At 76.2% G+C, this 25,979-nt stretch carries 26 protein-coding genes; 13 read left to right on the forward strand and 13 right to left on the reverse strand.

Annotation, left to right across the window (positions count from 1 at the left end; all coding sequences use genetic code 11):
* Positions 1-9: 9 nt before the first annotated feature.
* On the reverse strand, positions 10-438 hold the full coding sequence (locus ACU616_RS15540; RefSeq protein ID WP_446759345.1) for a protein-tyrosine phosphatase family protein: 429 nt from the start codon (positions 436-438) through the stop codon (positions 10-12).
* A gap of 75 nt (positions 439-513) precedes the next feature.
* Here ACU616_RS15540 and ACU616_RS15545 point away from each other — a divergent pair, with 75 nt between their 5' ends.
* From ACU616_RS15545 to ACU616_RS15555, 3 genes are read left to right on the forward strand one after another with little or no spacing between them, the layout of a single operon-like run.
* Entirely contained in the window at positions 514-930 is a 417-nt protein-coding gene (locus ACU616_RS15545; protein WP_446759346.1) for an acyl-CoA thioesterase, read from the forward strand.
* A 2-nt stretch (positions 931-932) separates the two neighbouring features.
* Entirely contained in the window at positions 933-1,949 is a 1,017-nt protein-coding gene (locus ACU616_RS15550) for an AMP-binding protein (protein WP_446761489.1), read from the forward strand.
* The gene (locus ACU616_RS15555) at positions 1,946-3,103 is read left to right on the forward strand and encodes a thiolase family protein (protein WP_446759347.1); all 1,158 of its coding nucleotides are present in this window, start codon (positions 1,946-1,948) and stop codon (positions 3,101-3,103) included. The genes ACU616_RS15550 and ACU616_RS15555 overlap by 4 nt, the downstream gene beginning before the upstream one ends.
* Before the next feature lie 30 nt (positions 3,104-3,133).
* On the opposite strand, the gene ACU616_RS15560 is transcribed toward ACU616_RS15555, so the two are convergent.
* The gene (locus ACU616_RS15560; RefSeq protein WP_446759348.1) at positions 3,134-3,574 is read right to left on the reverse strand and encodes a YccF domain-containing protein; all 441 of its coding nucleotides are present in this window, start codon (positions 3,572-3,574) and stop codon (positions 3,134-3,136) included.
* 180 nt (positions 3,575-3,754) lie between these two features.
* Between ACU616_RS15560 and ACU616_RS15565 the strand changes: the two genes are divergently transcribed.
* Positions 3,755-4,870, forward strand: a complete 1,116-nt coding sequence (locus tag ACU616_RS15565) for a class I SAM-dependent methyltransferase (protein WP_446759349.1) — start codon at positions 3,755-3,757, stop codon at positions 4,868-4,870.
* 8 nt (positions 4,871-4,878) lie between these two features.
* Here ACU616_RS15565 and ACU616_RS15570 read toward each other — a convergent pair whose 3' ends face one another.
* The 4 genes from ACU616_RS15570 to ACU616_RS15585 are packed head-to-tail and all read right to left on the reverse strand — an operon-like array spanning position 4,879 to position 7,377.
* Positions 4,879-5,430, reverse strand: coding sequence for an MOSC domain-containing protein (locus tag ACU616_RS15570; protein WP_446759350.1), 552 nt, complete (start codon positions 5,428-5,430; stop codon positions 4,879-4,881).
* Complete coding sequence (locus ACU616_RS15575; protein ID WP_446759351.1) at positions 5,427-6,080, reverse strand: energy-coupling factor transporter transmembrane component T family protein; 654 nt, start codon at positions 6,078-6,080, stop codon at positions 5,427-5,429. Before ACU616_RS15575 ends, ACU616_RS15570 begins: the two co-directional genes overlap by 4 nt.
* Positions 6,077-6,817: an energy-coupling factor ABC transporter ATP-binding protein gene (locus ACU616_RS15580; RefSeq protein ID WP_446759352.1), complete on the reverse strand. Its 741-nt coding sequence runs from the start codon at positions 6,815-6,817 to the stop codon at positions 6,077-6,079. The genes ACU616_RS15575 and ACU616_RS15580 overlap by 4 nt, the downstream gene beginning before the upstream one ends.
* Positions 6,814-7,377: a biotin transporter BioY gene (locus tag ACU616_RS15585; protein ID WP_446759353.1), complete on the reverse strand. Its 564-nt coding sequence runs from the start codon at positions 7,375-7,377 to the stop codon at positions 6,814-6,816. The genes ACU616_RS15580 and ACU616_RS15585 overlap by 4 nt, the downstream gene beginning before the upstream one ends.
* A 500-nt stretch (positions 7,378-7,877) precedes the next feature.
* Between ACU616_RS15585 and ACU616_RS15590 the strand changes: the two genes are divergently transcribed.
* A complete protein-coding gene (locus tag ACU616_RS15590; protein ID WP_446759354.1) occupies positions 7,878-8,246 on the forward strand; it encodes a hypothetical protein in 369 nt (122 codons plus the stop codon).
* 103 nt (positions 8,247-8,349) lie between these two features.
* On the opposite strand, the gene ACU616_RS15595 is transcribed toward ACU616_RS15590, so the two are convergent.
* From ACU616_RS15595 to ACU616_RS15615, 5 genes are all read right to left on the reverse strand, one after another.
* A complete protein-coding gene (locus tag ACU616_RS15595; protein ID WP_446759355.1) occupies positions 8,350-9,921 on the reverse strand; it encodes an ATP-binding cassette domain-containing protein in 1,572 nt (523 codons plus the stop codon).
* A 188-nt stretch (positions 9,922-10,109) separates the two neighbouring features.
* Positions 10,110-10,508, reverse strand: a complete 399-nt coding sequence (locus tag ACU616_RS15600; protein ID WP_446759356.1) for a globin — start codon at positions 10,506-10,508, stop codon at positions 10,110-10,112.
* A complete protein-coding gene (locus ACU616_RS15605; RefSeq protein ID WP_446759357.1) occupies positions 10,505-11,797 on the reverse strand; it encodes an MFS transporter in 1,293 nt (430 codons plus the stop codon). Before ACU616_RS15605 ends, ACU616_RS15600 begins: the two co-directional genes overlap by 4 nt.
* Complete coding sequence (locus tag ACU616_RS15610) at positions 11,794-12,816, reverse strand: mechanosensitive ion channel family protein (protein WP_446759358.1); 1,023 nt, start codon at positions 12,814-12,816, stop codon at positions 11,794-11,796. The genes ACU616_RS15605 and ACU616_RS15610 overlap by 4 nt, the downstream gene beginning before the upstream one ends.
* Positions 12,817-12,848: 32 nt before the next feature.
* A complete protein-coding gene (locus ACU616_RS15615; protein ID WP_446759359.1) occupies positions 12,849-14,936 on the reverse strand; it encodes a prolyl oligopeptidase family serine peptidase in 2,088 nt (695 codons plus the stop codon).
* A gap of 142 nt (positions 14,937-15,078) precedes the next feature.
* Here ACU616_RS15615 and ACU616_RS15620 point away from each other — a divergent pair, with 142 nt between their 5' ends.
* The 5 genes from ACU616_RS15620 to ACU616_RS15640 all read left to right on the forward strand — a co-directional run bounded on the left by ACU616_RS15620 (position 15,079) and on the right by ACU616_RS15640 (position 20,068).
* Positions 15,079-15,684, forward strand: coding sequence for an HNH endonuclease (locus ACU616_RS15620; protein WP_446759360.1), 606 nt, complete (start codon positions 15,079-15,081; stop codon positions 15,682-15,684).
* 76 nt (positions 15,685-15,760) lie between these two features.
* Positions 15,761-16,621, forward strand: coding sequence for an SCO6745 family protein (locus tag ACU616_RS15625; RefSeq protein ID WP_446759361.1), 861 nt, complete (start codon positions 15,761-15,763; stop codon positions 16,619-16,621).
* A gap of 376 nt (positions 16,622-16,997) precedes the next feature.
* Positions 16,998-18,155, forward strand: a complete 1,158-nt coding sequence (locus ACU616_RS15630; protein WP_446759362.1) for a hypothetical protein — start codon at positions 16,998-17,000, stop codon at positions 18,153-18,155.
* Positions 18,155-18,814 (forward strand): class F sortase, encoded by a 660-nt coding sequence (locus ACU616_RS15635; protein ID WP_446759363.1) that lies wholly within the window; start codon positions 18,155-18,157, stop codon positions 18,812-18,814. Before ACU616_RS15630 ends, ACU616_RS15635 begins: the two co-directional genes overlap by 1 nt.
* 84 nt (positions 18,815-18,898) lie before the next feature.
* A complete protein-coding gene (locus ACU616_RS15640; protein WP_446759364.1) occupies positions 18,899-20,068 on the forward strand; it encodes a hypothetical protein in 1,170 nt (389 codons plus the stop codon).
* A gap of 62 nt (positions 20,069-20,130) precedes the next feature.
* Here ACU616_RS15640 and kynU read toward each other — a convergent pair whose 3' ends face one another.
* Positions 20,131-21,396 carry a kynureninase gene (gene kynU / locus ACU616_RS15645; RefSeq protein WP_446759365.1) on the reverse strand — a complete coding sequence of 422 codons (1,266 nt, stop codon included), beginning with the start codon at positions 21,394-21,396 and terminating at the stop codon, positions 20,131-20,133.
* Positions 21,397-21,571: 175 nt separating this feature from the next.
* Between kynU and ctaJ the strand changes: the two genes are divergently transcribed.
* Together ctaJ and ACU616_RS15655 are read left to right on the forward strand one after the other, a co-directional pair.
* Positions 21,572-21,964 carry an aa3-type cytochrome oxidase subunit CtaJ gene (gene ctaJ, locus ACU616_RS15650; RefSeq protein ID WP_446759366.1) on the forward strand — a complete coding sequence of 131 codons (393 nt, stop codon included), beginning with the start codon at positions 21,572-21,574 and terminating at the stop codon, positions 21,962-21,964.
* A 60-nt stretch (positions 21,965-22,024) separates the two neighbouring features.
* Complete coding sequence (locus ACU616_RS15655) at positions 22,025-22,477, forward strand: DUF5130 family protein (protein WP_446759367.1); 453 nt, start codon at positions 22,025-22,027, stop codon at positions 22,475-22,477.
* Between the two features lie 79 nt (positions 22,478-22,556).
* Here ACU616_RS15655 and pepN read toward each other — a convergent pair whose 3' ends face one another.
* Complete coding sequence (pepN, locus tag ACU616_RS15660; protein ID WP_446759368.1) at positions 22,557-25,109, reverse strand: aminopeptidase N; 2,553 nt, start codon at positions 25,107-25,109, stop codon at positions 22,557-22,559.
* A 133-nt stretch (positions 25,110-25,242) separates the two neighbouring features.
* Here pepN and ACU616_RS15665 point away from each other — a divergent pair, with 133 nt between their 5' ends.
* Entirely contained in the window at positions 25,243-25,905 is a 663-nt protein-coding gene (locus tag ACU616_RS15665; protein WP_446759369.1) for a mycothiol-dependent nitroreductase Rv2466c family protein, read from the forward strand.
* The last annotated feature ends 74 nt before the right edge of the window (positions 25,906-25,979 follow it).

The raw sequence follows: 25,979 nt of genomic DNA on the forward strand, positions 1-25,979 counted from the left end.
ACCGGCGTCTCAGCGGCCGAAGGCGGCGACGAAGCGGGCCTGCCGGCGCGTCTCGACCGCGCGGGGGCGGTAGGCGCGGCGGACGAACGCCACCGCGTCGGCGGCCGGCACCCCGTCCAGCACGGCCAGGCACGCCAGTGCGGTCCCCGTGCGGCCGGTCCCGCCGCCGCACGCGAGCTCGACCCGCTCGGTCGCCGACCGGTCCAGCGCCTCGGTCAACGCCTGCCGGAGGTCCTCCGGGGAGGCGGGCAGCCGGAAGTCCGGCCAGCGCACCCAGCGGCCCTCCCAGCCGAGGTCCCCCGGCGGCCGGCCCAGCAGGTACACGCCGAACCCCGGCAGCGGTCCCGGGGGCAGCGGCTCGCGCAGACCGCGGCCCCGCACCCGGCGTCCCGAGGGCAGCACCAGCACACCCGGCGCGCCGTCGTCCCAAGGGTCCACGAGTGGCACCGTAGGACCGCGGGCCTCCCGCCGGGTCCGTCGGCGTCCCCGGCGGCGGTGCGGCAGGGTGGTGCCGTGCGGTTCACGGTGCAGGTCCCGATGCGCTGGTCGGACATGGACGCCTACGGCCACGTCAACAACGTCGTCCACCTGCAGTACTTCGAGATGGCGCGCGTGGCGCTGTTCTTCGAGCAGGCGTCGCTGGAGGAGAAGACCGGCCTGCGCCGCGGCACGGTCGTCGCGGCCCACGACATCCGGTACAGGCTCCCGGTCGTCTACTCCGCCCGTCCGCTCGACGTGCAGATCTGGGTGTCGGGCATCCGGGCCGCGGCCTTCACCTGCCACTACGAGGTGTTCGACCACGAGCGGCTGGCCGTCACCGGCAGCACGCTGCTGGTGCCCTTCGACTTCACCATCGACCGCCCCCGCCGGCTGACGCCCGACGAGCGGGAGTTCCTCGGCCGCTGGGTCGACGAGCCCACGGCCTCGTGACCATGCCACCGGGGCCGTGCCCTCCGGTCGTCGACGTCTCGGCCGCGCCGGACCCGGTCGCGGCCTTCCTCGACGCCTCCGACCGCGGCCGTCTCGTGGCGCTGCGGACGTCGGGGACCACCGGCCGCGCCCGCGCCGTCGTCCGCACCACTGCCTCGTGGACCGATTCCTTCCCGCACGTGTCCCGGCTCGTCGGCGTGGGCCCGGGCGCCCGGGTGTGGGTGCCCGGCCCGCTCGCGGCGACGATGAACCTCTTCGCCGTCGTGCACGCCCGCGCGGTCGGCGCCGAGGTGGTCGGCTCGGTCGCCGACGCCACGCACGTCCACCTGACACCCGCGGTCCTCGTCGCGGCCGTGGACGAGGGCATCGACCTCCGCGGGCGCACCGTCGTCGTCGCGGGGGACCGGCTGCCCCGCCGGGTTGCCGACCGGGCCGCCGCAGCCGGAGCCCGCGTGCACCACTACTACGGCGCCGCGGAGCTGTCCTTCGTCGCCTGGGGCACCTCCGCGGAGGACCTGCGGCTGTTCCCCGGCGTCGAGGCGCAGGTCCGCGCCGGCCGCCTCTGGATCCGCTCGCCCTACCTGTCGCTGGGCTACGCCGGGGCGTCGGGCCCGTTCGAGCAGGACGCCGACGGGTTCGCCTCCGTGGGCGACCACGGGACGCTCGACGGCGACGCGCTCACCGTCCTCGGCCGCGGGACCGAGGCGGTCACCACCGGCGGCGCCACGGTGCTCGTCGCCGACGTCGAGGCGGTCCTGCGCCGGGCCACGGGCGAGGAGGTCGTCGTGCTCGGCGTGCCGCACCCCCGGCTGGGCGCGGTGGTCACCGCCGTGCTGCCCGACCCGGCCACCCTGCCGGCCGCCCGCGCCGCCGCCCGCGCCGGGCTGCCGCCGGCGCTGCGGCCGCACCGGTGGCTGCACGCGCCCACGCTCCCGCTCACCCCCGGCGGCAAGGTCGACCGGGCCGCGCTCGCCGCGCTGGCGGCGGCCGGTGCGCTGCCGTCGGCGGCCGGCCGGTGACGCCGGCCGCGGACGACGCGCCGGTGCTCGTCGAGGCGCTGCGGACGCCGATCGGCACCGCCGGCCGGTCGCTGGCCCACCTCACCGCCGCCGACCTCGCCGCGCCGCTGGTCGGCGAGCTGGCCGGTCGGCTGGCCGGGTGCGGGATCGCTCCGCACACCGTCCGCGACGTCGTCCTCGGCAACTGCACCGGCCCCGGCGGGGACGTCGCCCGCGTGGCGGCGCTGCAGGCGGGCCTGCCCGTCGGGGTCCCGGGCCTCACCGTCGACCGGCAGTGCGGCAGCGGCCTGGCGGCGATCGCGCTGGCGGCGGCGATGGTGCGCAGCGAGCCCGGAGCGGTCCTCGCCGGCGGGGTGGAGTCGGCCTCCACGGCACCGTGGCGGTCCTGGCCGCCGGAGGACGGCGGCCGGCCGACCCGCTACCAGCGGGCGCCGTTCGCACCCGCCGCGCTGGGTGACCCGGACATGGGCCCGGCCGCCGACCTGCTGGCCGCCGACTGCGGCATCCCCCGCGAGGCGCAGGACCGGTACGCGGCGCGCTCGCACGCGCGGGCGGTCGCCACCCGGCGCGCCGGCGGGTTCGACGAGGAGCTTCTGCCGGTCGACGGCGTGACCCGCGACGACCGCCCCCGCGACGGGCTGACGGTCGAGCGGCTGTCCCGGCTGCGCCCCGCCTTCCGGCCCGGCGGCACCGTCACGGCCGGCAACTCCTGCGGCGTCAACGACGGTGCCGCGCTGGTCACCGTGGTGGACGCGGTCACCCACCGCCGGCTCGGCGTCCCGGGGCTGCGGGTGCTCGCCGCCGCGACGGCGGGGGTGGACCCGAACCGGCCCGGGCGCGGCCTCGTGCCGGCCACCCGGCTGGCGCTCGACCGGGCCGGGGTGACCCTGGGCGAGATCGACGTCGTCGAGCTCAACGAGGCCTTCGCCGGGCAGGTGCTCGCCTGCTGCGCCGAGCTGGACCTGGACCCGGAGCGGGTCTGCCCCGAGGGGGGAGCGCTCGCGCTCGGCCACCCGTGGGGCGCCTCGGGTGCCGTCCTCGCCGTCCGGCTGTTCACGCAGCTGGTCCGCCGTCCCGGTGGCCGGCTCGGGCTGGCGGCCATCGCCGTCGGCGGCGGCCAGGGCGTCGCGCTGGTCGTCCAGGCCTGCACCTGAGCGGCCGGGACGTCCCCGGGGGTCGCCGGCTCAGCGGGCCGGCGCGCCGTGGACGACGCCGCTCCCGGCGGGCAGCCAGTCGCGCGGCGGCGCGGTCTCGACCACCCGCTTGCCCAGCGGGAACAGCCCCACCGCGGCGAGCTTGAACGACGCGATCCCGAACGGGATGCCGATGATCGTCACGCAGAAGGCGATGCCGGCCAGCAGGTGCAGCAGCGCCAGCCACCAGCCGGCCACCAGGAACCAGAGCAGGTTGCCCAGCGCCGAGGCGATCCCGGCGCCGGGCGCGCGCACCGTCGTCCGCCCGAAGGGCCACACCACGAAGCCGGCCAGCCGGAACGCGGCGACGCCGAACGGGATCGTCACCACCAGCAGGCAGGCGACCAGCCCGGCCAGGGCGTAGGCCAGCGCCAGCAGCCAGCCGTGCAGGACCAGCCAGACCAGGTTCAGCAGCGTGCGCAGAGCGTCCACACCCAGACCACGGACCGCGACGCCGCCGGGTTCCACGACCTCCGGCCGCCTCCCGGTGCGGACGGCGCCGGCGAGGAGGACGGCGTGACGACGCCCACCGGAGAGCCGGGCGGGCCAGGATCGGTCGCGCCGGCGCGGTCGGCCGACCGGCCGGGGCCACCCGAGAGGAGCCCGTCTGCGATGACCACCACCGGCACGCGGCCGCCCGGCGGGGACACCGCCGCCACCGAGGCGCTCGCCGGGCGCCTGTTCGACACCGTGCTCGCCGCCCTGGACGCCCAGGCCGTCTACCTGGGCGACCGGCTCGGCTACTACCGCGCCCTGGCCGACGCCGGCGCCCTCACCTCCGTCGAGCTGGCCGACCGCACCGGCACGGCCGAGCGCTACGTCCGCGAGTGGCTCGAGCAGCAGGCCGTGACCGGCATCCTCACCGCCGCCGACGACCCGGACCGCCCCGACGACCCCACGGCCCGCCGCTTCGCGCTGCCGCCCGGTCACGCCGAGCCGCTCACCGACGTCCTGAGCACGGCGCACCTCGTGCCGCTGGTCCGCTTCGTCGTCGCGGCCGGCCGGTCGGTCGACGCGCTCGCCGAGGCACACCGCACCGGCGGCGGCGTCTCCTGGGCGCAGCACGGGGCGGACGTGCGGGAGGCGCAGGCCGCCGCCAACCGGCCGCTGTTCCTCGGTCCGCTGGGGCGCTCCTACCTGCCCTCGATCCCCGAGGTGGACGCCGCGCTGCGCCGGGGCGGCCGGGTCGCCGACGTCGGCTGCGGGTTCGGCTGGTCGTCCATCGGCATCGCGCTGGCCTACCCGCAGGCCACCGTCGACGGCTTCGACGTCGACGAGCCCTCGGTGCAGGCCGCGCGGCGCAACGCCGACGAGGCCGGGGTCGCCGACCGCGTCCGCTTCACCGTGGCCGACGCGGCGACGGTGAGCGCCGCCGGCGGCTACGACGTCGTCACCGCCTTCGAGTGCGTCCACGACCTGCCCGACCCGGTGTCGGTGCTGGCGGCCATGCTCCGCCTGGCCCGCCCGGAGGGGACGGTGCTGGTCGTGGACGAGCGGGTCGCCGAGCGCTTCACCGCCCCGGGGGACGACGTCGAGCGGCTGATGTACGGCTACAGCCTCGCCTGCTGCCTGGCCGACGGGCTGTCCGGGCACCCCTCGGTGGCCACCGGCACGGTCATGCGGCCCTCGACGCTGCGCCGGTACGCCCGCGAGGCGGGGTTCGCCGACGTCGAGGTCCTCGACGTCGACGACGAGGTCTTCCGCTTCTACCGGCTGGTCCCCGGCTGAGCGGCCGGTCAGCTCCCGACGATCCGCGGCACCGGCCGGTCGGCGCCGGTCGGTGCCCCGCGGCGCGCGGCCTCCTCCTCGGACACGGGCCGGACGACGGCGCCCGGGGCGATCCCGGCGCCGGCGAACACCGCCGCGTTGACCCCGCCGCGGTGCACCATCGCCTTCACCAGCCGCGCGCCGGTCAGCCGCTCGAGGTGGGTGCACGGCGGGCAGCGCTTGGCGCCGAACAGCAGCGCGTCGCCGACGGCGAACCAGCGGCCCACGAGCGACGGCAGGTCGATCCCGGTGGTCACCAGGTTGCGGCGGGTGTCGCCGGGCGTGAGCGGCACGCCCACCTCGGCGGCGACGGCCGCGACGTCGGCGGCGTCGATGAGCGTCAGCTGCTTCTCCAGGTCGGGGTACTGCGCCCACGTCCCGCCGCCGAGGGCGTAGCGGTCGCCCTCCAGGCCGCGCCCGGGCAGCAGCCGCCCCGTGGGCACCCGTTGCATCGGGGCGGCGGCCGCCGGGGTCAGCCAGATCTCGAGCAGGGAGCCGGTGGTCGTCGAGCCCGGTGTCACTGCGTCTCCAGGGGGTGCCGGCGGCGCGGGGGAGGGACGTCGTCGGCGCCGCGGGCGTCGAGCGCCTCGCTGACGTCGTGGGCCAGCTGCAGGACCTGCACGAGCAGCGGCGCGACGGTCGTCCGCAGCACGCGCACCCCGCGGGGCGAGCCGCCGCGCGCGGCCTGCGCGGCCCGGATCCGGTCGGCCCGCTCGACGAGCACCGGGATGAACCGCAGCGCCATGGTGATCACCAGGCCCACCCGCTCCGGCCGGACGCCGAGCAGGCGCAGCGGAGCGCAGGCCCGCTCGACCACCGCCACCATCGCGCTCACCCGCGTCGTCGCCGTCACCACGGCCGCGGCCAGCACCAGGGTCAGCAGCCGCAGCACCGTGGAGACGCCCGTGGCCAGGTCCGTGGTCAGCGCGTGGACGACGAGCAGGGCGACCACCCACCACAGCACCGCCCGCGCCTGCCGGGCGAGGACGGCCACCGGCAGCCGGGCGGCGACCAGCCCCACGGCCAGCGTCCCCAGCAGCGCCGCGCCGGCCGCCGCCGGCGTGGGGAGGACGAACACCACGACGGCGAGCACCGCCAGGGACAGCAGCTTCACCCCGGCCGGCAGCCGGTGGACGACGCTGGCCCGCGGGACGTAGAGGGCGAGGGTCACCGGCCGGCCACCAGCGCGCGGTAGGCGGCCACGGCCGGACCCGGGGGAGCGTCCTCCACGACACGGCCGCCGTCGACCACGAGCACCCGGTCGAAGCCGTCGAGCAGGTCGAGCTGGTGGGTCACCACGACCACCTGCTGCTCCAGCGAGGCGATGAGCTCGGCGACCCGGCGGGCGTTGACCAGGTCCAGCAGCGTCGTCGGCTCGTCGAAGACGATCCGGGCCGGGCGCATCACCAGCACGCCGGCGATGGCCAGCAGCTGCTTCTGCCCGCCCGACAGCAGGTGCGCGGGGTGGTCGGCGTGCCCGGCCAGCCCGTAGCGCTCGAGGGCCTCGGCGACGCGGACGGCCTGCTCCTCGGGCGGCACGCCCTGGTTCTGCAGCCCGTAGGCGACGTCCTCGGCCACGGTGGGGTGCACGATCTGCGCGTCGGGGTCCTGGAAGACGAAGCCGACCCGGCGCCGCACGGCCCGCACCTGGGTCCGCGTGTCCAGCCCGTCGACGAGGACCTGCCCGGCGGACGGCACGACCAGGCCGTTGAGCAGCCGGGCGAACGTGCTCTTGCCCGACCCGTTGGCGCCCACCACGCCGACGCGGGCCTCGGTGAGGGTCAGGTCGAGGCCGGCGAGCACCACCCGGTCGCCGTACCGGTGCCCGACCCCGCGCAGCTCGATGCCGCGGCCGGGGTCGGCGACGGCGGTGGCGGCGGGGGCCGCGCCGGGACGGCGGAACCTCACCGGGTGCCGGCGGCCCGCCGGGGACGCTCAATGACCGGGTAGCTGCGCCGCACGACGTCGGCGATCGCCGCGGCCACGAAGGCCTTGAACAGGTCACCCGGGACGAAGGGCACGACACCGAAGCGGAACGCGTCGTACCAGGAGCCACCCGAGATCAGCGTGAACACCGGGGCGCCGACCAGGTAGATGACGACGAGGCCGCCGACGACGTTGATCAGCGCGCCGCGCAGGACGTTGTAGCGGTCCCACGTGCGCTCGGTCAGCCACCCGATGACGAACGCGGCGACCGGCCAGCTGAGCAGGTAGCCCGCCGTGGGGCCCACGAAGACGCTCAGCCCGCCCCGGCCGCCGGCCAGCAGCGGGAGACCGACGGCCACCAGGACGAGGAACAGCAGCACGGCGAGGGAGCCGCGGCGGGCGCCCAGGACGGCGCCGGCCAGCATGACGCCGAGGGTCTGCGCGGTGATCGGGACCGGGCCGACGTTGATGGCCGGCAGCGTCCCCAGCACCGCGACGATCGCGGCGAACAGGGCGACGTAGGCGAGGTCGCGGGTCTTCACGGCGTCTCCTCCGTAGGCGGCGGGCCACGGGGCCACGCGGTCCTGGCGGAAGGTACCCGAGCGCGGCTCCCCACCCCAGGGGCGGCCGCCCACGGACCCCGCGGAGGCGGTCGCCGACCGTGTCGGGACGCTTACCTGCAGGGACGTCCGCCGGTTTGCCGGGCCCATCCGGGCCGTGTTGTCTGGGGGCGCGGAGCCGCTCGGGGGAGGTGGGAGACGGCGTGGCAACCGGGTGGTGGGCGTCGCTCTGGTCCTGGGGGCGCACCGCACCGCAGGAGCTCCCGCCGGAGCTCCCGCCGCAGCTGCCGCGGGTACCGGGCGGCGAGGCCCGTCCCGCGCCGGCGCCCGGTCCGCTCCCTCCCGACGCCGGGTCACCGGCGCCCCGCGACCGTCCCGTGCACGTCCAGACGTCCGGTCCGTCCGGTCGAGCCGGTTCGCACCCCGACCCGGTCCGCAGCAGCCCGCTGCGTCTTCCCCTCGAGACGACAGGAGCCCACTCCGTGGCATCACTCGACAACGTCATCGCCGACCTGCTCGCGATCGAGGGCGCCAGTGGCGCCGCGATCGTCGACATCGACAGCGGCATGGCCCTCGCGTCCGGCGGCACGCCCGGGTTCGACCTCAACGTGGCGGCCGCCGGCAACTCCAACGTGGTGCGGGCCAAGCTGCGCACCATCTCCGACCTCGAGCTCAAGGACGAGGTCGAGGACATCCTCATCACGCTGCAGAGCCAGTACCACCTGATCAACGTGCTCAAGGGCCAGGGCAACGCGGGCCTGTTCATCTACCTCGTGCTCAACCGGGTGACCGCCAACCTCGCGCTCGCCCGGCACAAGCTGCGCGCCGTCGCGGCCACCGTGAGCGTCTGAACGAGGACCCCCTTGCCCCCCACCCCCCGATGACGCTCGGCGCGGGCCCCTGCACGGGGGCCGCCCCAGGACGTCACCAGGTGGGGGGCAGGAGGGTCCTCCCTCAGGCCGCGGTGGTGGCGGCCTCGACGATCCGCTCCCGCACGGAGTCGACGGCCAGCTCCCGGGTGTCGATCCAGCGCGCGACGCGGCCCTCGACCACGATGCCGACCCGGTCACAGCACTCGGCCAGCTCGTCGGGGTCCACGGACACCACCACGACCGCCGTCCCGTCCGCGGTCGCCTCGTCCAGCAGCCGGCGCACCTGGCGGCGGGCCCGCACGTCGAGCCCGCGGGTGGGCTCGTGCAGGACGACGACGTCGTGGGCCGAGGCCATCCACCGCGCCAGCGCGAGCTTGTGCCGGTCGCCGCCGGACAGCGCGCCGACGACGGTGCGGATGCTCAGCGTCTTGACGTCGAGCTCGTGCACCGTGCGGATGACGCCGCGCAGGGTGGCGATCTCCTTGCGCACGTCGGTGAGCGCCCCCCACGCCTCGCGGGTGAGGGTGCGGGCGATCGTCTCGCCCGGGTCGACGCCGTAGGCGTCCTCGTCGGGGCGGTAGACCGGCAGTCGCAGCGGTCCGGTGTCGGCCGCGGGGTCCAGCGAGCGCGGCTCGCCGTGCAGCTCGATCTCGTCGGTGATCGCCGGGAACTCCCCGGACAGGGCGCCGGCGATCTCGCGGACGCCCGACGAGCGGTGCCCGGTCAGGCCGACCACCTCCCCGCGGCGCAGCACGAGGTCGACGCCCTCGACGCGGCCGGGCACCCGCAGGTTGCACACCCGCAGGGCCACCTCCTCCGACGGCGCCGGCCGGGCCGGCACCGGCGCGTCCTCCGGCGGGGCCGGTGCGTCCTCCCGCGGGGCCGCCGCGTCGTCCCGGGGGGCCGGCAGCGCGCTCACCGTCTCCCGGCGCACCGGGACCGACACCGGCTCGCCCACCGTCTCGGCGGCCAGCCGGACCGGGTCGAGCTGCGCGGCCGGGCTGTCCAGGGCGATCCGCCCGTCGCGCAGCACCAGCACCCGGTCGACCACCTCGAGCATCTCGGGCAGCCGGTGGCTGATGTAGAGCACGCCGCGGCCCTGCCGGCTCAGCCGCGCGGCCACGGCGTGCAGGCCGGTGACCTCCGAGGGCAGCAGCGCCGCCGACACCTCGTCGAGCACCACCAGCCGGGTGTCCTCGGCGAGCACGCGGGCGGTCTCGACCAGGCCGTGCACGAAGTGTGGCAGCTCGCCGACGAGGGTGTCCGGGTCGACGTCGAGGACCACCTCGGCGAGCAGCACCTGGGCCTGGCGGCGCAGCTCCTCCTGCGGGCGGCCGGCCTGCGGCGTGCCGCGGAAGACGGCCTGGGCGACGGTGAGGGCGGGGTCGATGCGGACCAGCTGCTCGACGACCCCGACGCCCTGGTGGCGGGCGTCGTGCGCCGAGAGCGGCGCGTAGGGGTGGCCCAGCAGCGTCATCCGCCCGCCGTCGGCCGCGGTGATCCCCGCGACGACGTCCCCGAGCGTCGACTTGCCCGCACCGTTGGTGCCGACGAGGCCGACGATCTCGCCCTCGGCGAGGGCGAAGGAGACGTCGCGCAGGACGCGCCGGGCCCCGAACGACTTGCTCAGACCCTCGACCTGCAGCAGCGTCATGGACCGGTGGACCTCCCCCGACGAGCCGCCGACCACGGGGTGGGCCGACCGTGCGTCCGCGTCGCCCCGCCACGCTGTGTCACCTCCCGGATGCTACCCGGATGGGTGAACGACGGCTCCCCGGCGAAGGTGGCCCCCGTGCAGGGGCCCGCCGCGAGCGTGCGAGCGGTGGGGGGGCAGGGGGGTCCTCACCGGTTCTGCATGCTGCGGGCGGCCATCTCCATGTACCCCCACAGCGTGGCGTCCTGCTCGGCGGTCAGGTCGAGGGAGTCGACGGCGTCGCGCATGTGCCGCAGCCACGCGTCGCGCTCGGCCGGGCCGATCGCGAACGGCGCGTGCCGCATGCGCAGCCGCGGGTGCCCGCGCTGCTCCTGGTAGGTGGTGGGGCCGCCCCAGTACTGCTGCAGGAACATCCGCAGCCGCGTCTCGGCGCCCTCCCAGTCGTCCTGCGGGTACAGCGGCGCGAGGACCGGGTCGGACCGCACGCCGGTGTAGAAGCGGGCGACCAGCCGCCGGAAGGTCGGCTCGCCACCGACCTCCTCGTAGAAGGTCCGCGCCGAGGGCAGGGACCGGCTCGCCTCGCTCATGACACCGATGGTCCCGCAGCCGGGCCGTCCCCCGCCACGGCGGGCCGGGTGCGGGCGAAGCCGAGCAGCGGCGGGACGACGGCGAGCAGACCGAGCGCGCCGGCCACCGCGACGACGGCGCCCGGTGGCACCTCCTCGGCCGCCAGCCCGGCGCCCAGCGCGCCGAGACCCTGGACCCCGTACAGGCCGCTGACGGCCACCCCGAAGGCCCGGCCGCGGTAGGCCGCCGGCACCGCCTGCACGAAGGAGACGTTGAGCGGGATCGTCCACGACGCCCCGAGTCCGGCCACGAACAGCAGGGCGACGACCAGCACGTACGCCTCCCGCCCGGGCCCGGCGGCCACGGCGACCAGCCCGGCGAGCAGCACCGGCGCCAGCGACAGCGCCATCAGCACCGGCATCAGCCGCTCGCTGCGCGCCGTCCCCAGCAGCCGGGCGACCGCCAGCCCGCCGATGGTCACGCCCAGGGGGTTGGCCGCCAGCAGCAGGCCCAGCTGGGCGGGACCCTCGCCGAGCGACGCGGTCAGCGGGACCGCGATGCCCTCGGCGGCGTTGGCGAACATCGTCCCGGTCCACAGCAGCGCGATGATCGACAGCAGGCGCGGCGTGCGGCCGATCAGCCGCAGCCCCTCGGCGGCGTCCCGCCACACCGACGACGGGCCCGCCGCGTCGTCCCCCGCCTCGGCCACCGGCGCCGGCCGGCGCTCGAGCGCGACGGTGAGCCAGACCGCGGAGACGGCGAAGGTCGCCGCGTCGACCAGCAGCACCAGCGCGGGGCTGAACAGGGTGACCAGCGCGCCGGCGACGAGGAAGCCGATCACCTGCGCCACCTGCAGGCTCACGTTGGTCAGCGAGGTCGCGACCGCGTACCGCTCGCCCTCGAGGACGTCGGCCATGAGCGCCGAGCGGGCCGACTCGAAGGGCGGGGCCAGCAGCGAGACCAGCAGCAGGAGGACCAGCAGCAGCACCAGCGGCATCCCGGGGACCGCCATGGCGGCGACCAGCACCGCGCGGGCGACGTCGCTGGCGATGAGCACCCGGTGCCGCGGGAACCGGTCGGCGACCGTCGCGAGCACCGGCCCGCCGACCGCCCACGGCAGGAAGCTCAGCGCGAAGGTCAGCGCCGACAGCAGCGGGGAGTCGGTGCGCTGGTAGACCAGCACGGTCAGCGCCACCCGGGCCAGCTCGTCGCCGATCGTGGAGAGCGTGTAGGTGCCGAACAGCGGGCGGAACTCCCGGACGGCGAACACCTCACCGAAGGTGGCCGGCCGGGTGCCCTCCTCGCTCACCGCGCACCCGCCGCGTTCGTCGGCGCCGCACCGATCAGCGGCGGCGGGGTCCTGATGCCCTCGGCGACGAAGCGCTCCTTGAGCCGCATGCGCAGCTCCCGGCCGACCCGCCACTGGTCGGCGTTGGTCGAGCGCACCTGGACCCGCATGAACACGCCCTCCGCGGTGATCTGCTCGACGCCGAGGGACTCGGGCTCGGCGAGCAGCACCACGGCCCACTCGTCCTCGGCGTACATCTCGTCGGCGACCTCCTGCATCAGCCTGCGGCAGCGCTCGAGGTCGGTGTCGTGCGCGACCGGCATGTCGATGACCACCTGCGCGTAGCCCTGGCTCTTGTTGCCCACCCGCAGGATCTCGCCGTTGCGGGCGTACCAGACGACGCCGTTGACGTCCCGCAGCCGGGTGATCCGCAGGCCCACCGCCTCCACGGTGCCACTGGCCTCGCCGAGGTCGACGACGTCGCCGACGCCGTACTGGTCCTCGAGGATGATCCCGATCCCGGCGATGAAGTCCTTGACCAGGTTCTGCGCGCCGAAGCCCAGGGCCACCCCGACGACGCCGGCGCTGGCCACGATGGGGGCCAGGTCGATCCCGAGCTCCCCGAGCACCAGCACCACGGCGATGCCCAGGATCACGAAGGAGGCGAAGCTGCGCAGCACCGAGCCGATCGCCTCGGCCCGCTGGGTGCGGCGGGCGGCGGCCTGCTCCAGCGGGTCGCCCGGGCCGGTGGTGCGGTTGCGCAGCGGCCGCAGGATCGTCGGCACCGCCCCGGTGGCGGTGCGGTCGGTCAGCCGCCGGACCGCCCGGTGCACCAGCAGCCGCACGACGGCGGCGAGGACGACGACCAGCAGGATCTTCGCCGGCTTCTCGATCAGCGCCTCGGCGTTGGTGGCCAGCCAGTCCAGACCGGACAGCCCGTAGACCTTGGCGCACAGCGTGGTCGGGTCCTCGACGCACGCGGGGACGGAGTCGGCCAGGACGCCGTCGGCGGCGGCGAGCACGGAGGGTGAACCGTTCATCACTCCCCATCGTGTCAGGTCGGCGCGACCGGTCAGGGACCCGCCGCGCCCCAGCCCGACAGGCCGGTCGCGGCGGCGAGGAAGGCCAGCTGGTCGGCGGCCAGGCCCACGGTGCGGCTCACCGCCCGGGCGCCGTGGCCCACCGACGTCTCCCGGCGCAGCACGACCGGCGCCTCGGCGGCCGTGGCGGCCTGCAGCGCGGCGGCGAGCTTGCGGGCGTGCAGCGGGTCGACCCGGGTGTCGGACTCGAACGTCGTGAACAGCGTCGCCGGGTAGGCGGTGCCCTCCCGGACCGCGTGGTAGGGCGAGTAGCCCAGCAGCCAGCCGAGCTCGACCGGGTCCTCGGCGGTGCCGTACTCGTCGTTCCAGGTGCGGCCCAGGCCGAAGCGCTCGTAGCGGACCATGTCCAGCAGCGGGGCGCTGCAGACGACGCCCGCGGCGAGGTCGGGCCGCTGCGTCAGGGTGGCGCCCACCAGCAGGCCGCCGTTGGAGCCGCCCATCACGGCCAGCTGCGCGGACGTCGTCCAGCCCTGCGCCACCAGGTGCTCGGCGGCCGCGGCGAAGTCGTCGAACACGTTCTGCTTGCGCTCGCGCATCCCCGCGCGGTGCCACTGCTCGCCGTGCTCGGAGCCGCCGCGCAGGTTGGCCACCGCCCACACCCCACCCGCGGCGACCCAGGCCAGCGCCTGCGCCGAGTACGACGGGGTGAGCGCGACGTTGAAGCCGCCGTAGCCGTAGAGGACCGCCGGGCGCGGGGTGTCCGGCGTGCCGGTGGCCGACAGCACGAACAGGTGCACCGGCGTCCCGTCGGCCGACGTCGCGTGCGTCTCGACGACGGCGACCGCCGGCGTCCCGCCGGCCACGGGCGCGCGCTCCTCCGGCGTCAGGGTCTCCGGCGTCGCGGCGTCCCAGCGCAGCACCGAGGGCGGGGTGGCGTGGTCGGTCCAGCCGACCCACGCGCTGGTGCCGCCCTCCGGGGGCGCGCTGACGCCCGAGACGCTGCCCACGCCGGGGCCGGTGACGTCGGCCAGCCGTCCCGAGCCGTCCCCGGCCCACACCGAGAGCCGGTCGGTGGCGTCGACGGAGTGGACGGCCAGAACCTGCAGCCACCCCTCGGGGTCGTCGACGAGGGCCACGTCGGAGAGGACGCCGTCGGCCTGCTCGGGGACGACGTCGCGCCACGCCTCCGGCGCCCAGGTCGCGGGGTCGGCCGGGTCGGCGACGGCCAGCCGCCAGCGCGGGGTGCCGCGGTCGCTCATCAGCCACAGCCGGCCGTCGCGGGCCACCCAGGCCGCGGTCTGCGCGTCGACGCCGACCTGCAGCTCGCGCAGGGCGCCGTCCCCGCCGAGGTCGGCGAGCCAGACGTCGTCGCGCGGGGCGGTGCCGGCGGAGGCGGAGACGACCAGCCAGCGGCCGTCGGCGCTGGTGCGGACGCCGTAGTAGTTGGTCGGGTCGAGCCCCTCCCCGTGCACGAGGACGTCGCCCTCGGGGTCGGCGCCCACCCGGTGGCGCCACACCCGCCGGTGGAACTGCTCCTCGCCGGCGGGCACCTGGTCCGGCGCGAGCCGGCGGACGTAGAATAGCTCCTCGCCGCCGGGCAGCCAGGCGACGGGGGAGTAGCGGCAGCGGTCGACCGGCCCGTCGAGCTGCTCACCGGTGGCGACGTCGAGGACGTGCAGCCGCGACTCCTCGTCGCCGCCGGTGGAGAGCTGGTAGGCCAGCCGGTCGCCCTCCCAGGACGGCGACCAGGCGTCGAGCGTCGTCGTCCCCGAGGGGTCCACGGCCATGGGGTCGACCAGCACCCGCACGGTGCCGTCGGGCTCGCGGACCCGCAGGACGGCGTGCTCCTGGCCGGGGTCGCGGCGGGTGGAGAAGGCCCGCCCGCCGCGGTGCACCGGCACCCCGACCGCGCCGGCGTGGACCAGCTGCTCGAGGCGGGCGGCGAGGTCGGCACGCAGGGGGAGGGCGCCGAGGACGTCGGCGGCGAGGGCGTCCTCGGCGGCGGTCCACGCCTGCGTGCGCGGGTCGTCGGGGTCCTCGAGCCAGCGGTAGGGGTCGGCCACGCGGTGGCCGTGCAGGTCCTCGACCAGGTCGAGCTTCTCGGCGTCGGGGTAGCGCACCCGGTCCACCGTAACGGCGGCCGCGGCGCCCCCGCCGACGTGCGCCCGGCCTCCCGCGCGCGCCGGAGCGCCCGTCCAGGGCAGGATGGAGGAGCTCACGGGCCGCCCCGGTACGGCGGTCCGGGGCGACCGGAGGTGATCCGTGCCGCGTTCCGCGCCCGGGTCGGTCGCGGGCCACCCAGGTCCGCGCCGCGACCCCGTCCCGCACGTCCGGCTGCCGGTGCCCTCGTCCGGCACCACGGCGGCCACGCTGTTGCTCAACGCCACCTACGAGCCGCTGTGCGTGGTCTCCAGCCGCCGCGCCATCGTGCTGGTCCTCGCCGAGAAGGCCGAGCCCGTCGACACCGCCGCGGAGGTCGTGCACGCCGAGCGGGTCAGCCTCGCCGTCCCCGTGGTCGTCCGGCTGACGCGGTATGTGCGGGTGCCCTTCCCCGCCCAGGTGCCCCTGTCGCGCCGCGCGGTGTTCACCCGCGACGGGCAGACGTGCGTCTACTGCGGGAGCTCGGCCACGAGCATCGACCACGTCGTGCCCCGCAGCCGCGGCGGGACGCACACCTGGGACAACGTGGTCGCCGCCTGCCGCCGGTGCAACCACACCAAGGCCGACCGGTCGCTGGCCGAGCTGGGCTGGAAGCTGCCGCACCCGCCCCGGACACCCAGCGGCGCGGCCTGGCGGCTGCTCGGCGCGCGCACCGTCGACCCGCGCTGGCAGGAGTGGCTCGGCGTACCCGAGAGCGTCTCGGCGTGAGAAAGGACCCCGCTGCCCCCCGCCACTCGCAGGCTCGCGGCGGGCCCCTGCAGCGGGGCCGTCGAGAGGATGGCGCATGACATCTCCCGCCACGGCGCGGCGGCTGTGGGCGCTGGGTGAGCCGTTCCACGCGCTCACCTACTTCGCCGACGAGACGCGGACCGCGGGGGAGGCGGTGGGGCTCAGCGGCTTCTGGTCGGTCTACTTCGCCCTGCGCGCGGCCCCCCTCGGGCCGGTGGGACCGGAGGTCGTGACGGCGACCTTCTACAACTTCGCGCCCGGCTTCGTCGCCCGCCGGGTGCCGGAGGTGTGGTCGTCGGTGACGCCGGCCGCCGCGCTGGAGGCCCGCCTGGCCGGGGTGGACGCCGCCGTCCGTCGGGTGCTGGGGGAGTGGGCGGCCTTGGCCGAGGCGGCGGAGGCCGCCGAGCTGGCCGGGGTCGCGGCACGGGCGGTGGACCAGCCCGGGCGGCCGCTGGCGGCGGCCAACGCCGGGCTCGACCCGCCCACCGAGCCGCACCTGGCGCTGTGGCAAGCGCTCACGACGCTGCGGGAGCACCGCGGGGACGGGCACACCGCGGCGCTGCTCGGGCGCGAGGTGTCCGGCGCGGCCGCGCACGTGCTGGCGGCGGCCGCGGGGCGCACCGACCGGGAGTGGCTGCAGCGCGCCCGCGGATGGGACGACGAGGCGTGGGCAGCCGCGGCCGAGGAGCTGTCCGGCCGCGGCTGGCTGGACGGTGAGGAGCTCAGCGCGGAGGGCCTGGCGATGGTGACGGCCATCGAGGCCGACACCGACCGGCTGGCCCTCGGGCCGTGGCGGGCGCTGGGGGACACCGGCTGCGACCGGCTGGCCGAGCTGCTGGCCCCGCTGCGCCGGGCCGTCGTCACCGCCGGGCTCTTCCCCGACCGCAACCCGATCGGCGTCCCCGACCCGACGTGACCCGACCCGACGTGACCCGACCCGACGTGACCCGACCCGACGTGACCCGACCCGACGTGACCCGACCCGACGTGACCCGACCCGGTGTGGGTCGGGCACGGGACCGGGGGCGCCGCCGAGCTGATCGGCAGGAGTCGACGAGGCGTCCGCGACGGGGCGGCGGCACCGTCGTCGTGATCTGTGGGTCCGGGGCGTCGCAGGCCCGCGTGGCCGACAACTCCTGACCAACGGATGGTGCCCCGGATCACATGGGGATCACGCCAGGTCACACGCGTCCCGTCGTGCGTGTCGGCTCCTCACGTGCACCGGTCGGTGCCGTTACGTTCCCGCGGCAGTCAGCGCCGATGGGGCGCTGCGGTCGCCGGAAGGTGTCCCCATGTCCAGCTCCACCCCGTCCCGCCGGCCGCAGGTGCAGCGCTTCGGCCTCGCCGGCATCGGCACCGCCGTGCTGCTGGTGGCGATCGCGTCCCCCGCCGGCGCCGCGGCCGACGTCGTCATCCCCCTCGCGCCGACCGAGGTCGTGCTGTTCTCCAACCCGGTCGAGAACAGCGGCGCGGTCCCGATGGACCCCTCGGCCGACCCGACCGCGGGCCTCTCCACGCCGGTGCCGGTCGAGTTCACCGGCTCGCTCACCGTGGAGCTGCCCGCCGGGCTCGACAGCTCCGACGTCGAGGCCGACCTGGTCTTCGACGACAACGGCGACGGCAACCCCGAGGCGACCTACTCCTCCGCGTTCACGCCGGCCAACCCCCAGTTCCTGACCGTGGCCGGTCAGGGCACCAGCAGCATCACGGTCACCCTGCCGGCCGACGACCCGATGGTCGGCGACGACGCCGTGCTGGTCCTCGAGCCCCTCACCACGACGTACGACCCCGCGGTCTTCACCTTCGTCGACCCGGTGTCCTACGAGCTGGCCCTCTCCGCTCCCGCCGATCCCCTCGATCCGGCCGCGGTGACCGTCGCGCCCGAGCTGGTCGCCCTCGCGTCGGTGCCCTGCCCGCTGAGCTCGACCACGCCGTGCCCGGTCGCGGTGACCGCCGGTGCGAACCTCGTCCTCGACCTGACCGCGGACTCGGCGCTGCGTGAGCTCGGCCTCACCGACCTGACCGGTGTCGACGTCGCGGTGCAGAGCATCGACGACCCCGACGCCGACCCGGTGCTGCTCGACGTCCGGGTGAGCGGCTCCACGGCCACGGTGGCCGTGCCGGCCGGGCTGGCCGCCGGCTCCTACGGCCTCGTCCTCGGCCAGCCGTTCGCGTCGGGGCTGTCGATCGTGGTCGCGGAGCTCGCCGTGTCGGCCCCGGCCGCGACGCCGGCCGCGTCGACCACCGCGGCGCCGAGCACCCAGGCCGTCGTCGCCAACACCGGCCTGCGCTCCAACACCGGCGTCGTCGCCTCGGCCGAGACCGGCTCCACCGGTACCGGCACCGTCGCCGCGGGAGCCGGCCTGCTGCTCCTCGCGGGTGCCGGTGGCTTCGCCGTCGCCCGCACCCGCCGCCGTCCGGCGGCCGGGACCGGGACGGGCGAGGCCTGATGCGACCGGGGCGGCGCACCGCCGCGACCGCGGCGGTCGTCGCCCTCGGGATCGGCGGGAGCGCGCTGCTCGCCGTCGGCCTGACCGACGGCTGGCAGCCGGCCGCGGCCACCGGGTCCTCGGTCCCGGTGGCCGCATCCGGCGCCCCGGTGGCCGAGCCGGCGCAGCCGACGCTGCCACCCGAGGGGACGAGGCCGCCGACGCCGTCGTCGGACGTGCACGTGCGCGTCCCGGCGGTGGGTCTGGACCTGCCGGTGCTGCCGCTCACCCCGCGGGCCGGCGTCATCAACCCGCCGACCCTGACCGCGGCCTACTGGATCGAGCCCTACGGCTCCCCGGTCGGCTCGGCCGGGGAGGCCGACAACACCCTCTACCTCGCCGCCCACTCGACCGGCACCGGCGACTACGGCTTCGACACCCTCGTGGACGACGGCGCCTCCGGGAGCAGCCTCGTCCCCGGCGACGTCGTCGAGGTGAGCACCCCCGAGGGCACCGTCGACTACACCGTCGAGCGGACCGAGCGCGTGGCCAAGGGGGAGCTGCCCGACGCCGCCGACGTGTGGGAGGCCGTGCCGGGGCGGCTGGTGCTGGTCACCTGCTTCCAGCGCGACACCACGCACGCGGCCACCGAGAACCTCGTCGTCTTCGCCCGGTCCTGATCACCGGCGCCGCCCGGTCGTGCACGTCCACGGGAGTGCACCGCGCCCGGCGAGGCCCACCATCCGACCCAGAGAGGCCACGCCATGCGGTTCCGCTCCTCGCCCTCCTGCGCGTCCCTGGTCACTCGTGCCGCGCGGGGCGGCGTCCTGACGCTCGCCGCGGCGGTCCTGCTCGGTGCCGCGGCACCTGCGGCGTCCGCGGCGCCGGAGATCCCGACCCTGTCGCTGGACTCGGCGACCGAGCTGTACTACGCCCCTTGGTCCGTCGACACCTTCGGCCCCCTCGCCGTGGACGCCGACGCGCCGCCCGTCTCCGCGCCGCAGCCGGTGATGGTGGCGTGGGGCGGATCCGTGACCGTCGTCCTGCCCCCGGGGCTGGAGGACGACGGGACGCCGGTCGCGTCATTGGCGCTGTCGAGCGACGGCGACCAGGCGCACACGACCCTCTGGTACGACAACGAGGGCGACGACCCGGCGCACCAGCTCACCGTGACCTCGCTGGGCGGTGACCGGATCCGCATCGACCTGCCGGCCGACGACGGCGTCAACGGCCCGATCGGCAGGCTGTGGCTGCGGGGGCTCGGCGTACGCGACGGGCTCCCCGTGCAGGAGGGCAACGCGAGCTACTACCACCTGCAGATGTCGGCCGGCGGCCCGGCGGCGGTGACGCTGCGCTCGGAGCTGCTCGTCACCGGGCACGTCCCCGGCGGCGACATCTACGACCCGGCGGAGCCGCCGCTGACCGTCGCCGCCGGCGGCGCCTTCGCGGTGACGCTGCCGCCGTCTGCGACGCTGAGCCGGCTGGGGCTGCCCGGCCTGCAGACCAGCGACTACGCCCTCGTCCGTGAGGACCAGCCGGCGATCCCGCTGACTGCGGCCCTGTCCGCGGACGGCCGCACCGCGACGCTGACCGTCCCGGCCGGCACGCCGGTGGACCGCTACCAGCTCGACGTGGTCGTCGGTGACGGCACCGACGCCATCTGGACCGAGGTGGACGCCGGCGTGGCGGTCGAGGCGGCCGTACCGGTCCCGGCTGCGACGTCCGCTGCCGCGGCCCCGACCACCCCGGCCGTGACCGTCAACACCGGCCTGCGCTCCAGCACCGGCGTCGTCGCGGTGGCAGGGACGGGTGGCGGCGGATCGGTCGCCGTCGGGGCCGGAGTCGGGCTGCTGCTCCTCTCGGGCGCCGGCGGCGTGGCCGTTGCCCGCGCCCGCCGGCGTCCGGCAGCCGGGAGCGGGCTCGGCGAGGCCTGATCCGGCCCCGCTGCAGGGTCCCGCCGCGAGCTCGCGAGTGGTGGGGGCAGGAGGGTCCTCCGTCAGGTCACGCGGGCGCGCTCCTCGGGGTAGCCGGTCCAGCCGCCGTCCTCGAGCAGGGCGCGGAACCGGTCGACGGCGTCCCAGACGTCGACGAAGCGGGTGTAGAGCGGCGCCGGGCCGAGGCGGACGCGGTCGGGCGTGCGGAAGTCGGGGACGACGCCCCGGTCGACCAGCGCCTGGGTCAGCTGCCACGCCGCGGGGTGCGCCAGGGTGACGTGCGCACCGCGCCGGGCGGGGTCGCGCGGGCTGGCCAGGGCGATTCCGTGCGGCACCAGCCGGGCGTCGGCGAGCGCGACCAGCAGACCCGACAGCGCCCGTCCCTTGGCGGCCAGCCGGTCGACGCCGGCCTCCGCGACCAGCCGCACGCCCACCTCCACCGCGGCCGCGGCGAGCACCGGCGGCGTCCCGACGGCGAACCGCCCGATCCCCGGCACCGGGTCGTAGGCCGGCCCCATGGCGAACTGGTCGCGCTGGCCGAACCAGCCCCAGATCGGCTGGCGCAGCGACTCCTGCAGCTCCCGCCGCACGTACAGGAACGCCGGCGCCCCGGGCCCACCATTGAGGTACTTGTAGGTGCAGCCGACGGCGAGGTCGACCCCGTTCGCGGTCAGGTCCAGCGACACCGCGCCGGCGGCGTGCGAGAGGTCCCACAGCACCAGCGCGCCGGCCGCGCGGGCCGCCGCCGTCACCGCCGCGACGTCGGCCAGCGCCCCCGAGCGGTAGGCCACCGCCGACAGCACGACGACGGCGACGCGGTCGTCCAGCGCGCCGGCGAGCACCGCTGGGTCGAGCCCCTCGTCGACGTCGGCCGGCACCTCGCGCACGGTCATGCCGCGGGCGGCGGCGACGCCGGCGACGACGTAGCGGTCGGTGGGGAAGTCGTCGGCGCAGCACACCAGCACGTCGCGGCCCGGCCGCGCGTCCGCGGCGGCGACCAGCAGCTTGTAGAGGTCGACCGAGGTGGAGTCGGCCAGCAGGACCTCGCCGGGCCGCGCGCCCAGGACGCCGGTGCCGATCAGGTCGCCGACGCGGGTCCCGACGTCGATCCACCCCGCCCACGACCCGACCAGCCCGCGGCCCCACTCCTGCTCGGCCACCCGGGCCAGCGCCGCCGGCGTCTCCCGCGGCATCCGGCCCAGCGAGTTGCCGTCGAGGTACAGCAGCCGGTCGGGGCCGTCCTCGTCGGTGCCGGCGAAGCGGGTGCGGTACCCGGCCAGCGGGTCGGCGGCGTCCAGGGCCTCGGCGGCGGCGCGGGAGAGGTCCACGCCACCTGTCTACCGCTCCCGGATCCGGCCACCCAGCCGCTGACGCAGGTTCGTCGATGCCACGCCGCTCGCGCTATCGGCCCGGCCGGAGGAGGTCCGGCCGGGGGTGCGACACCGCCCGCCGGGTCGGGACGCGCACGCATGACGGAGGGCCCCGGACGGTAGGTTGTGGGACGTGACCGTCGTCGAGACCCTGCTCGTCTTCGTGGGCGCCCCGCTGGCAGTCTTCGTCCTGCTGTGGGCACTGACCTACCTGCCCGGCGGGCGGCGGCGCAACGGCGTCCGGTACAAGCCCGGGCAGTCCTGGGACCACGAGCCGGTCTGGTACGAGCCGCAGCCCGAGGGCGCCCCCCAGCACACCGCGGGCGAGGGCGACACCCAGGCCGTCGGGTCCTCGCTGTACGGCGAGCCCGCGGCCCTCGGCTCCTCGTCGTCCCCGGACGGGGCGGGCGCCCGGGTCGGCGCGCGCATGCTGACCGGCGGGTCGCAGGGCGCCACCGCGATCTCGGCCGGCGCGTCCGCCCCGGCCTCCGTGGGACCGCTCGGCGGCGCCCGCGGGACCTGGTGACCGCACCGCGATGACCCTCCCGACCACCCTGCACACCCCGAGCGCCCCCGGAGGCCGGCGATGACGCGCGTCCTGCACGCCGAACCCCACGACACGGGGACGAAGGACACCCTGCCGAACCGGGCCGACGAGGGCTACGACTCGGTCTTCAGCTACCGGGAGCTGGCCCGGCTCGACGAGGCGCTCACCATGTCCTCGCGCGAGACCGGCCTGCGGTTCACGCTCTACATCGGCGACCTCGGGGCGCAGACCCGCATCCGCGCCGAGGAGCTGCACGCCCGCGGCGGCGACCCGGCCGACTCCGTGCTGCTGGCCGTCTCGCCCGGGCAGCGCGTCGTCGAGGTGGTCACCGGTCCCTCGGCGGCCCGCCGGCTGCCCGACCGCGCCTGCGCTCTGGCGGTCCTGTCGATGACCAACTCCTTCGCCGCGGGCGACCTCGTGGGCGGCATCGTCAACGGTCTGCGGCAGCTGTCCGACCAGGCCGGCCACCCCCGGGGCCTGCACACCCACTGAGGGTCGGGCGCACCGACCCGTCGACCGCCCAGGACCCCGGCCGGACCGTCGTCCGGCCGGGGTCCGTCGCGTCCGGGCGTCAGGTCGCGGCGGCGTCCCGCTGCCGGTTGCGCAGCGCCCGGGCGATGCCGTCGCGGCCCTCGCTGACCAGCCGGCGCAGCGGAGCGGGGTGCTCCTCCTCGGCCAGCCACGTGTCGGCCGCCGCGAGCGTGCGCTGCTCGACCACCGGCGGGAACAGGTACTGGACGGCGTTCTTGGCGATCTCGCCCGGCCGCCGCTCCCACATCGGGCCGATCTCGGCGAAGTAACGGTCGACGTAGCCGGCGGTGAGCTCCCGCTGCGCGGGGTGCCAGAAGCCGGCCACCAGCGCCTCGTGGACGGCGTTCGGGATCTCCCTGTCGTGGAAGGCCTGCTGCCACGCCTCCTCCTTGGCCTCCGCCGTCGGCCGCAGCGCCCGCGCGGTCGCGGCGCGGCGCACGCCGGTGGCGGTGGCGTCGCGCTCGGCCTCGGCGTCGATCTCCGCGTCGCCGGCCGCGCCGATCGCCACCAGGCCGTTGAGGAAGGCCCACCGCGCGTCGGCGTCGACCGCCAGGCCCTCGACCACCCGCGATCCGTCGAGCAGCCCGCGCAGCACCGCGGCGTGCTCCTCGGTGCGGGCGGCCGCGGCCAGCGTGCGCGACCACTGCAGCTGCGCGTCGCTGCCCGGCTCGGCCGACTCCAGCGCCCGCAGCGCCTTGTCCGCCAGCGCCGTCCAGCCGGTCCCGTCGGCCCAGGCCGGGTCGGCGTAGGAGGTCAGTGCCGTCTGCACCCGGGCCAGCAGGGACTGCACCACGCTGGTCTCGGTCTCGGCGTCGATGCCGGCCAGCACCAGCTGCACCCACTCGCGGGCGGGCAGCTCGGCGTCGCGGGTCATGTCCCAGGCCGCCGCCCAGCACAGCGCCCGGGGCAGCGAGTCGGGGATCGTGCCGATCGAGGTGCGCAGCGTCGCCAGCGAGCGCTCGTCGAGACGCAGTTTGGCGTAGGTGAGGTCGTCGTCGTTGACCAGGACCAGGTCGGCCGCCGGGTGGCCGACCAGCTCGGCGACCTCCGTGCGGGCGCCGTCGACGTCGAGCTCCACCCGCGTGGTGCGGGTCAGCCCGTCGGGCCCGCGGTCGTAGAGGCCGACGGCGAGGCGGTGCCGGCGCAGCACCGGGTGCTCGGGGACGGCGGTCTGCTCGATCGCGAAGGAGGCGTACCGGCCGTCCTCGGTCAGCTCGTACACCGGCCGCAGCGTGTTGACCTGGCTGGTCTGCAGCCACTGCGCCGACCACTCGGTGAGGTCGCGGCCGGTGGCCTCCGACAGCGGGTCGAGCAGGTCGGCCAGCGTGGTGTTGCCGTACTCGTGGTCGCGGAAGTACTGCCGGATGCCGGCGAGGAACTCCTCACGGCCGACGTAGGCGACCAGCTGCTTGAGCACCGAGGCGCCCTTGGCGTAGGTGATCCCGTCGAAGTTCACCTCGACGGCGGCGACGTCGACCATGTCGGCCGCGATCGGGTGCGTCGAGGGCAGCTGGTCCTGCGCGTAGGCCCACGCCTTCTCGGTGTTGGCGAACGTCGTCCAGGCGGTCGTGTACTCGGTGGCCTCGGCCTGGCACAGCGTGGAGATGTAGGTGGCGAAGGACTCGTTGAGCCACAGGTCGTCCCACCAGCGCATGGTCACCAGGTCGCCGAACCACATGTGCGCCAGCTCGTGCAGCACCGTCTCCGCGCGCCGCTCGTACCGGGCCCGGCTGGTCCGTGAGCGGAAGACGTAGTCCTCGAGGATGGTGACCGCGCCGGCGTTCTCCATCGCCCCGGCGTTGAACTCGGGCACGAAGAGCTGGTCGTACTTGTCGAACGGGTACGGGTAGTCGAAGACCCGGTGGTAGAAGTCGAAGCCCTGCTTGGTCACCCGGAACAGCTCCTCGGGGTCGAGGTGCTCGACCAGCGACGCCCGGCAGTACAGGGCCAGCGGGATGTCCTCGTGGACGTCGGTCACCCGCGCGTAGGGCCCGGCGACCAGCGCGACCAGGTAGGTCGACAGGCGCTTGGTGGGCTCGAAGTGCACCAGCTGCGAGCCGCCCGGGCCGGCCTCGATGCTCCGCCCGCCGGTGTTGGACACGACCTGCCAGTCGAACGGCGCCACCACGTGCACCGTGTGGGTGCCCTTGAGGTCGGGCTGGTCGAAGCAGGCGAACACCCGCTTGGCGTCGGCCGGCTCGAACTGCGTGTAGAGGTAGACCTGCCCGTCCTCGGGGTCCTCGAAGCGGTGCAGGCCCTCGCCGGAGTTGGAGTACCGGCAGTCGGCGACGACCTCGAGGGTGTTGTCGGCGGCGAGGTCGGGCAGCGGCAGGCCGCCCTCCTCGGTGTAGGTGGCGACGTCGAGCGGCACCCCGTTGAGCGTGGCCGAGTGCACCTGCTCGGCGACCAGGTCGATGAACGAGCTCGCGCCCGGCTCGCGGCAGGAGAAGCGCACCGTCGTCGTCGAGGCGAAGGTGCCCGTGCCGGGGCGGCCGGCGCCGTCGGTGAGGTCGAGGAAGAGGTCGTAGCTGTCGACGGCCAGGAGCCGTGCGCGGGCAGCGGCGTCGTCGCGGGTCAGGTTGGGTACGGCCACGCCCGGCAGCTTCCCACGGATCGCCGACACGCCTGGTGAGCGCGGGAACAACCGCCCGGCCGTGGCACTTGCCAGCGGGCAGCGGCCCGGCGCGCAGGAGGCGGCCGGGCGACGACGAGAGCGAAGGTGAGCGATGACCGAGGCAGTGCAGAGCGCCCCGACGAAGGCCCGCGTGGACTTCTGGTTCGACCCGCTGTGCCCGTGGGCCTGGCTGACCAGCCGCTGGGTGCTCGAGGCGGCCAAGGTGCGCGACATCGACCTGCGCTGGCACGTCATGTCCCTGGCGGTGCTCAACCGGGGCCGCGACCTGCCCGAGGAGTACCAGCAGATGATGAGGACGGCGATCGGCCCGGTGCGCGTCGCGATCGCCGCGGCCCAGCAGCACGGCGACGAGGTGCTCGGCGACCTCTACACCGCCATGGGCACGCTGCGGCACCACGAGGGCAAGGAGCTTGACGAGCTGATCGCCCCCGCGCTGGAGAAGGTGGGCCTGCCCGCCGAGCTGGCCGAGGCCGCCACCTCCACCGAGTACGACGAGGCGCTGGAGAAGAGCCACCACGCCGGCATGGACCCCGTCGGCGACGACGTCGGCACCCCGGTCATGCACATCGACGGCGTGGCGTTCTTCGGTCCGGTCATCAGCAAGGTGCCCACCGGTGAGGACGCCGGCAAGGCCTTCGACGGCGCCGTCCTGCTGGCCAACCTCCCCGACTTCTGGGAGCTCAAGCGGACCCGCACCTCCGGCCCGGACATGGACTCGGTGCCCGCCGACGCCCTGGAGCTCACCCGCCGCTGAGCAAGGACCCCGCTGCCCCCGCCACCCGCAGGCTCGCGGCGGGACTGTGCAGCGGGGCCGGACGGGCGCGGCAT

It is taken from the genome of Geodermatophilus sp. URMC 62 (assembly GCF_052931475.1).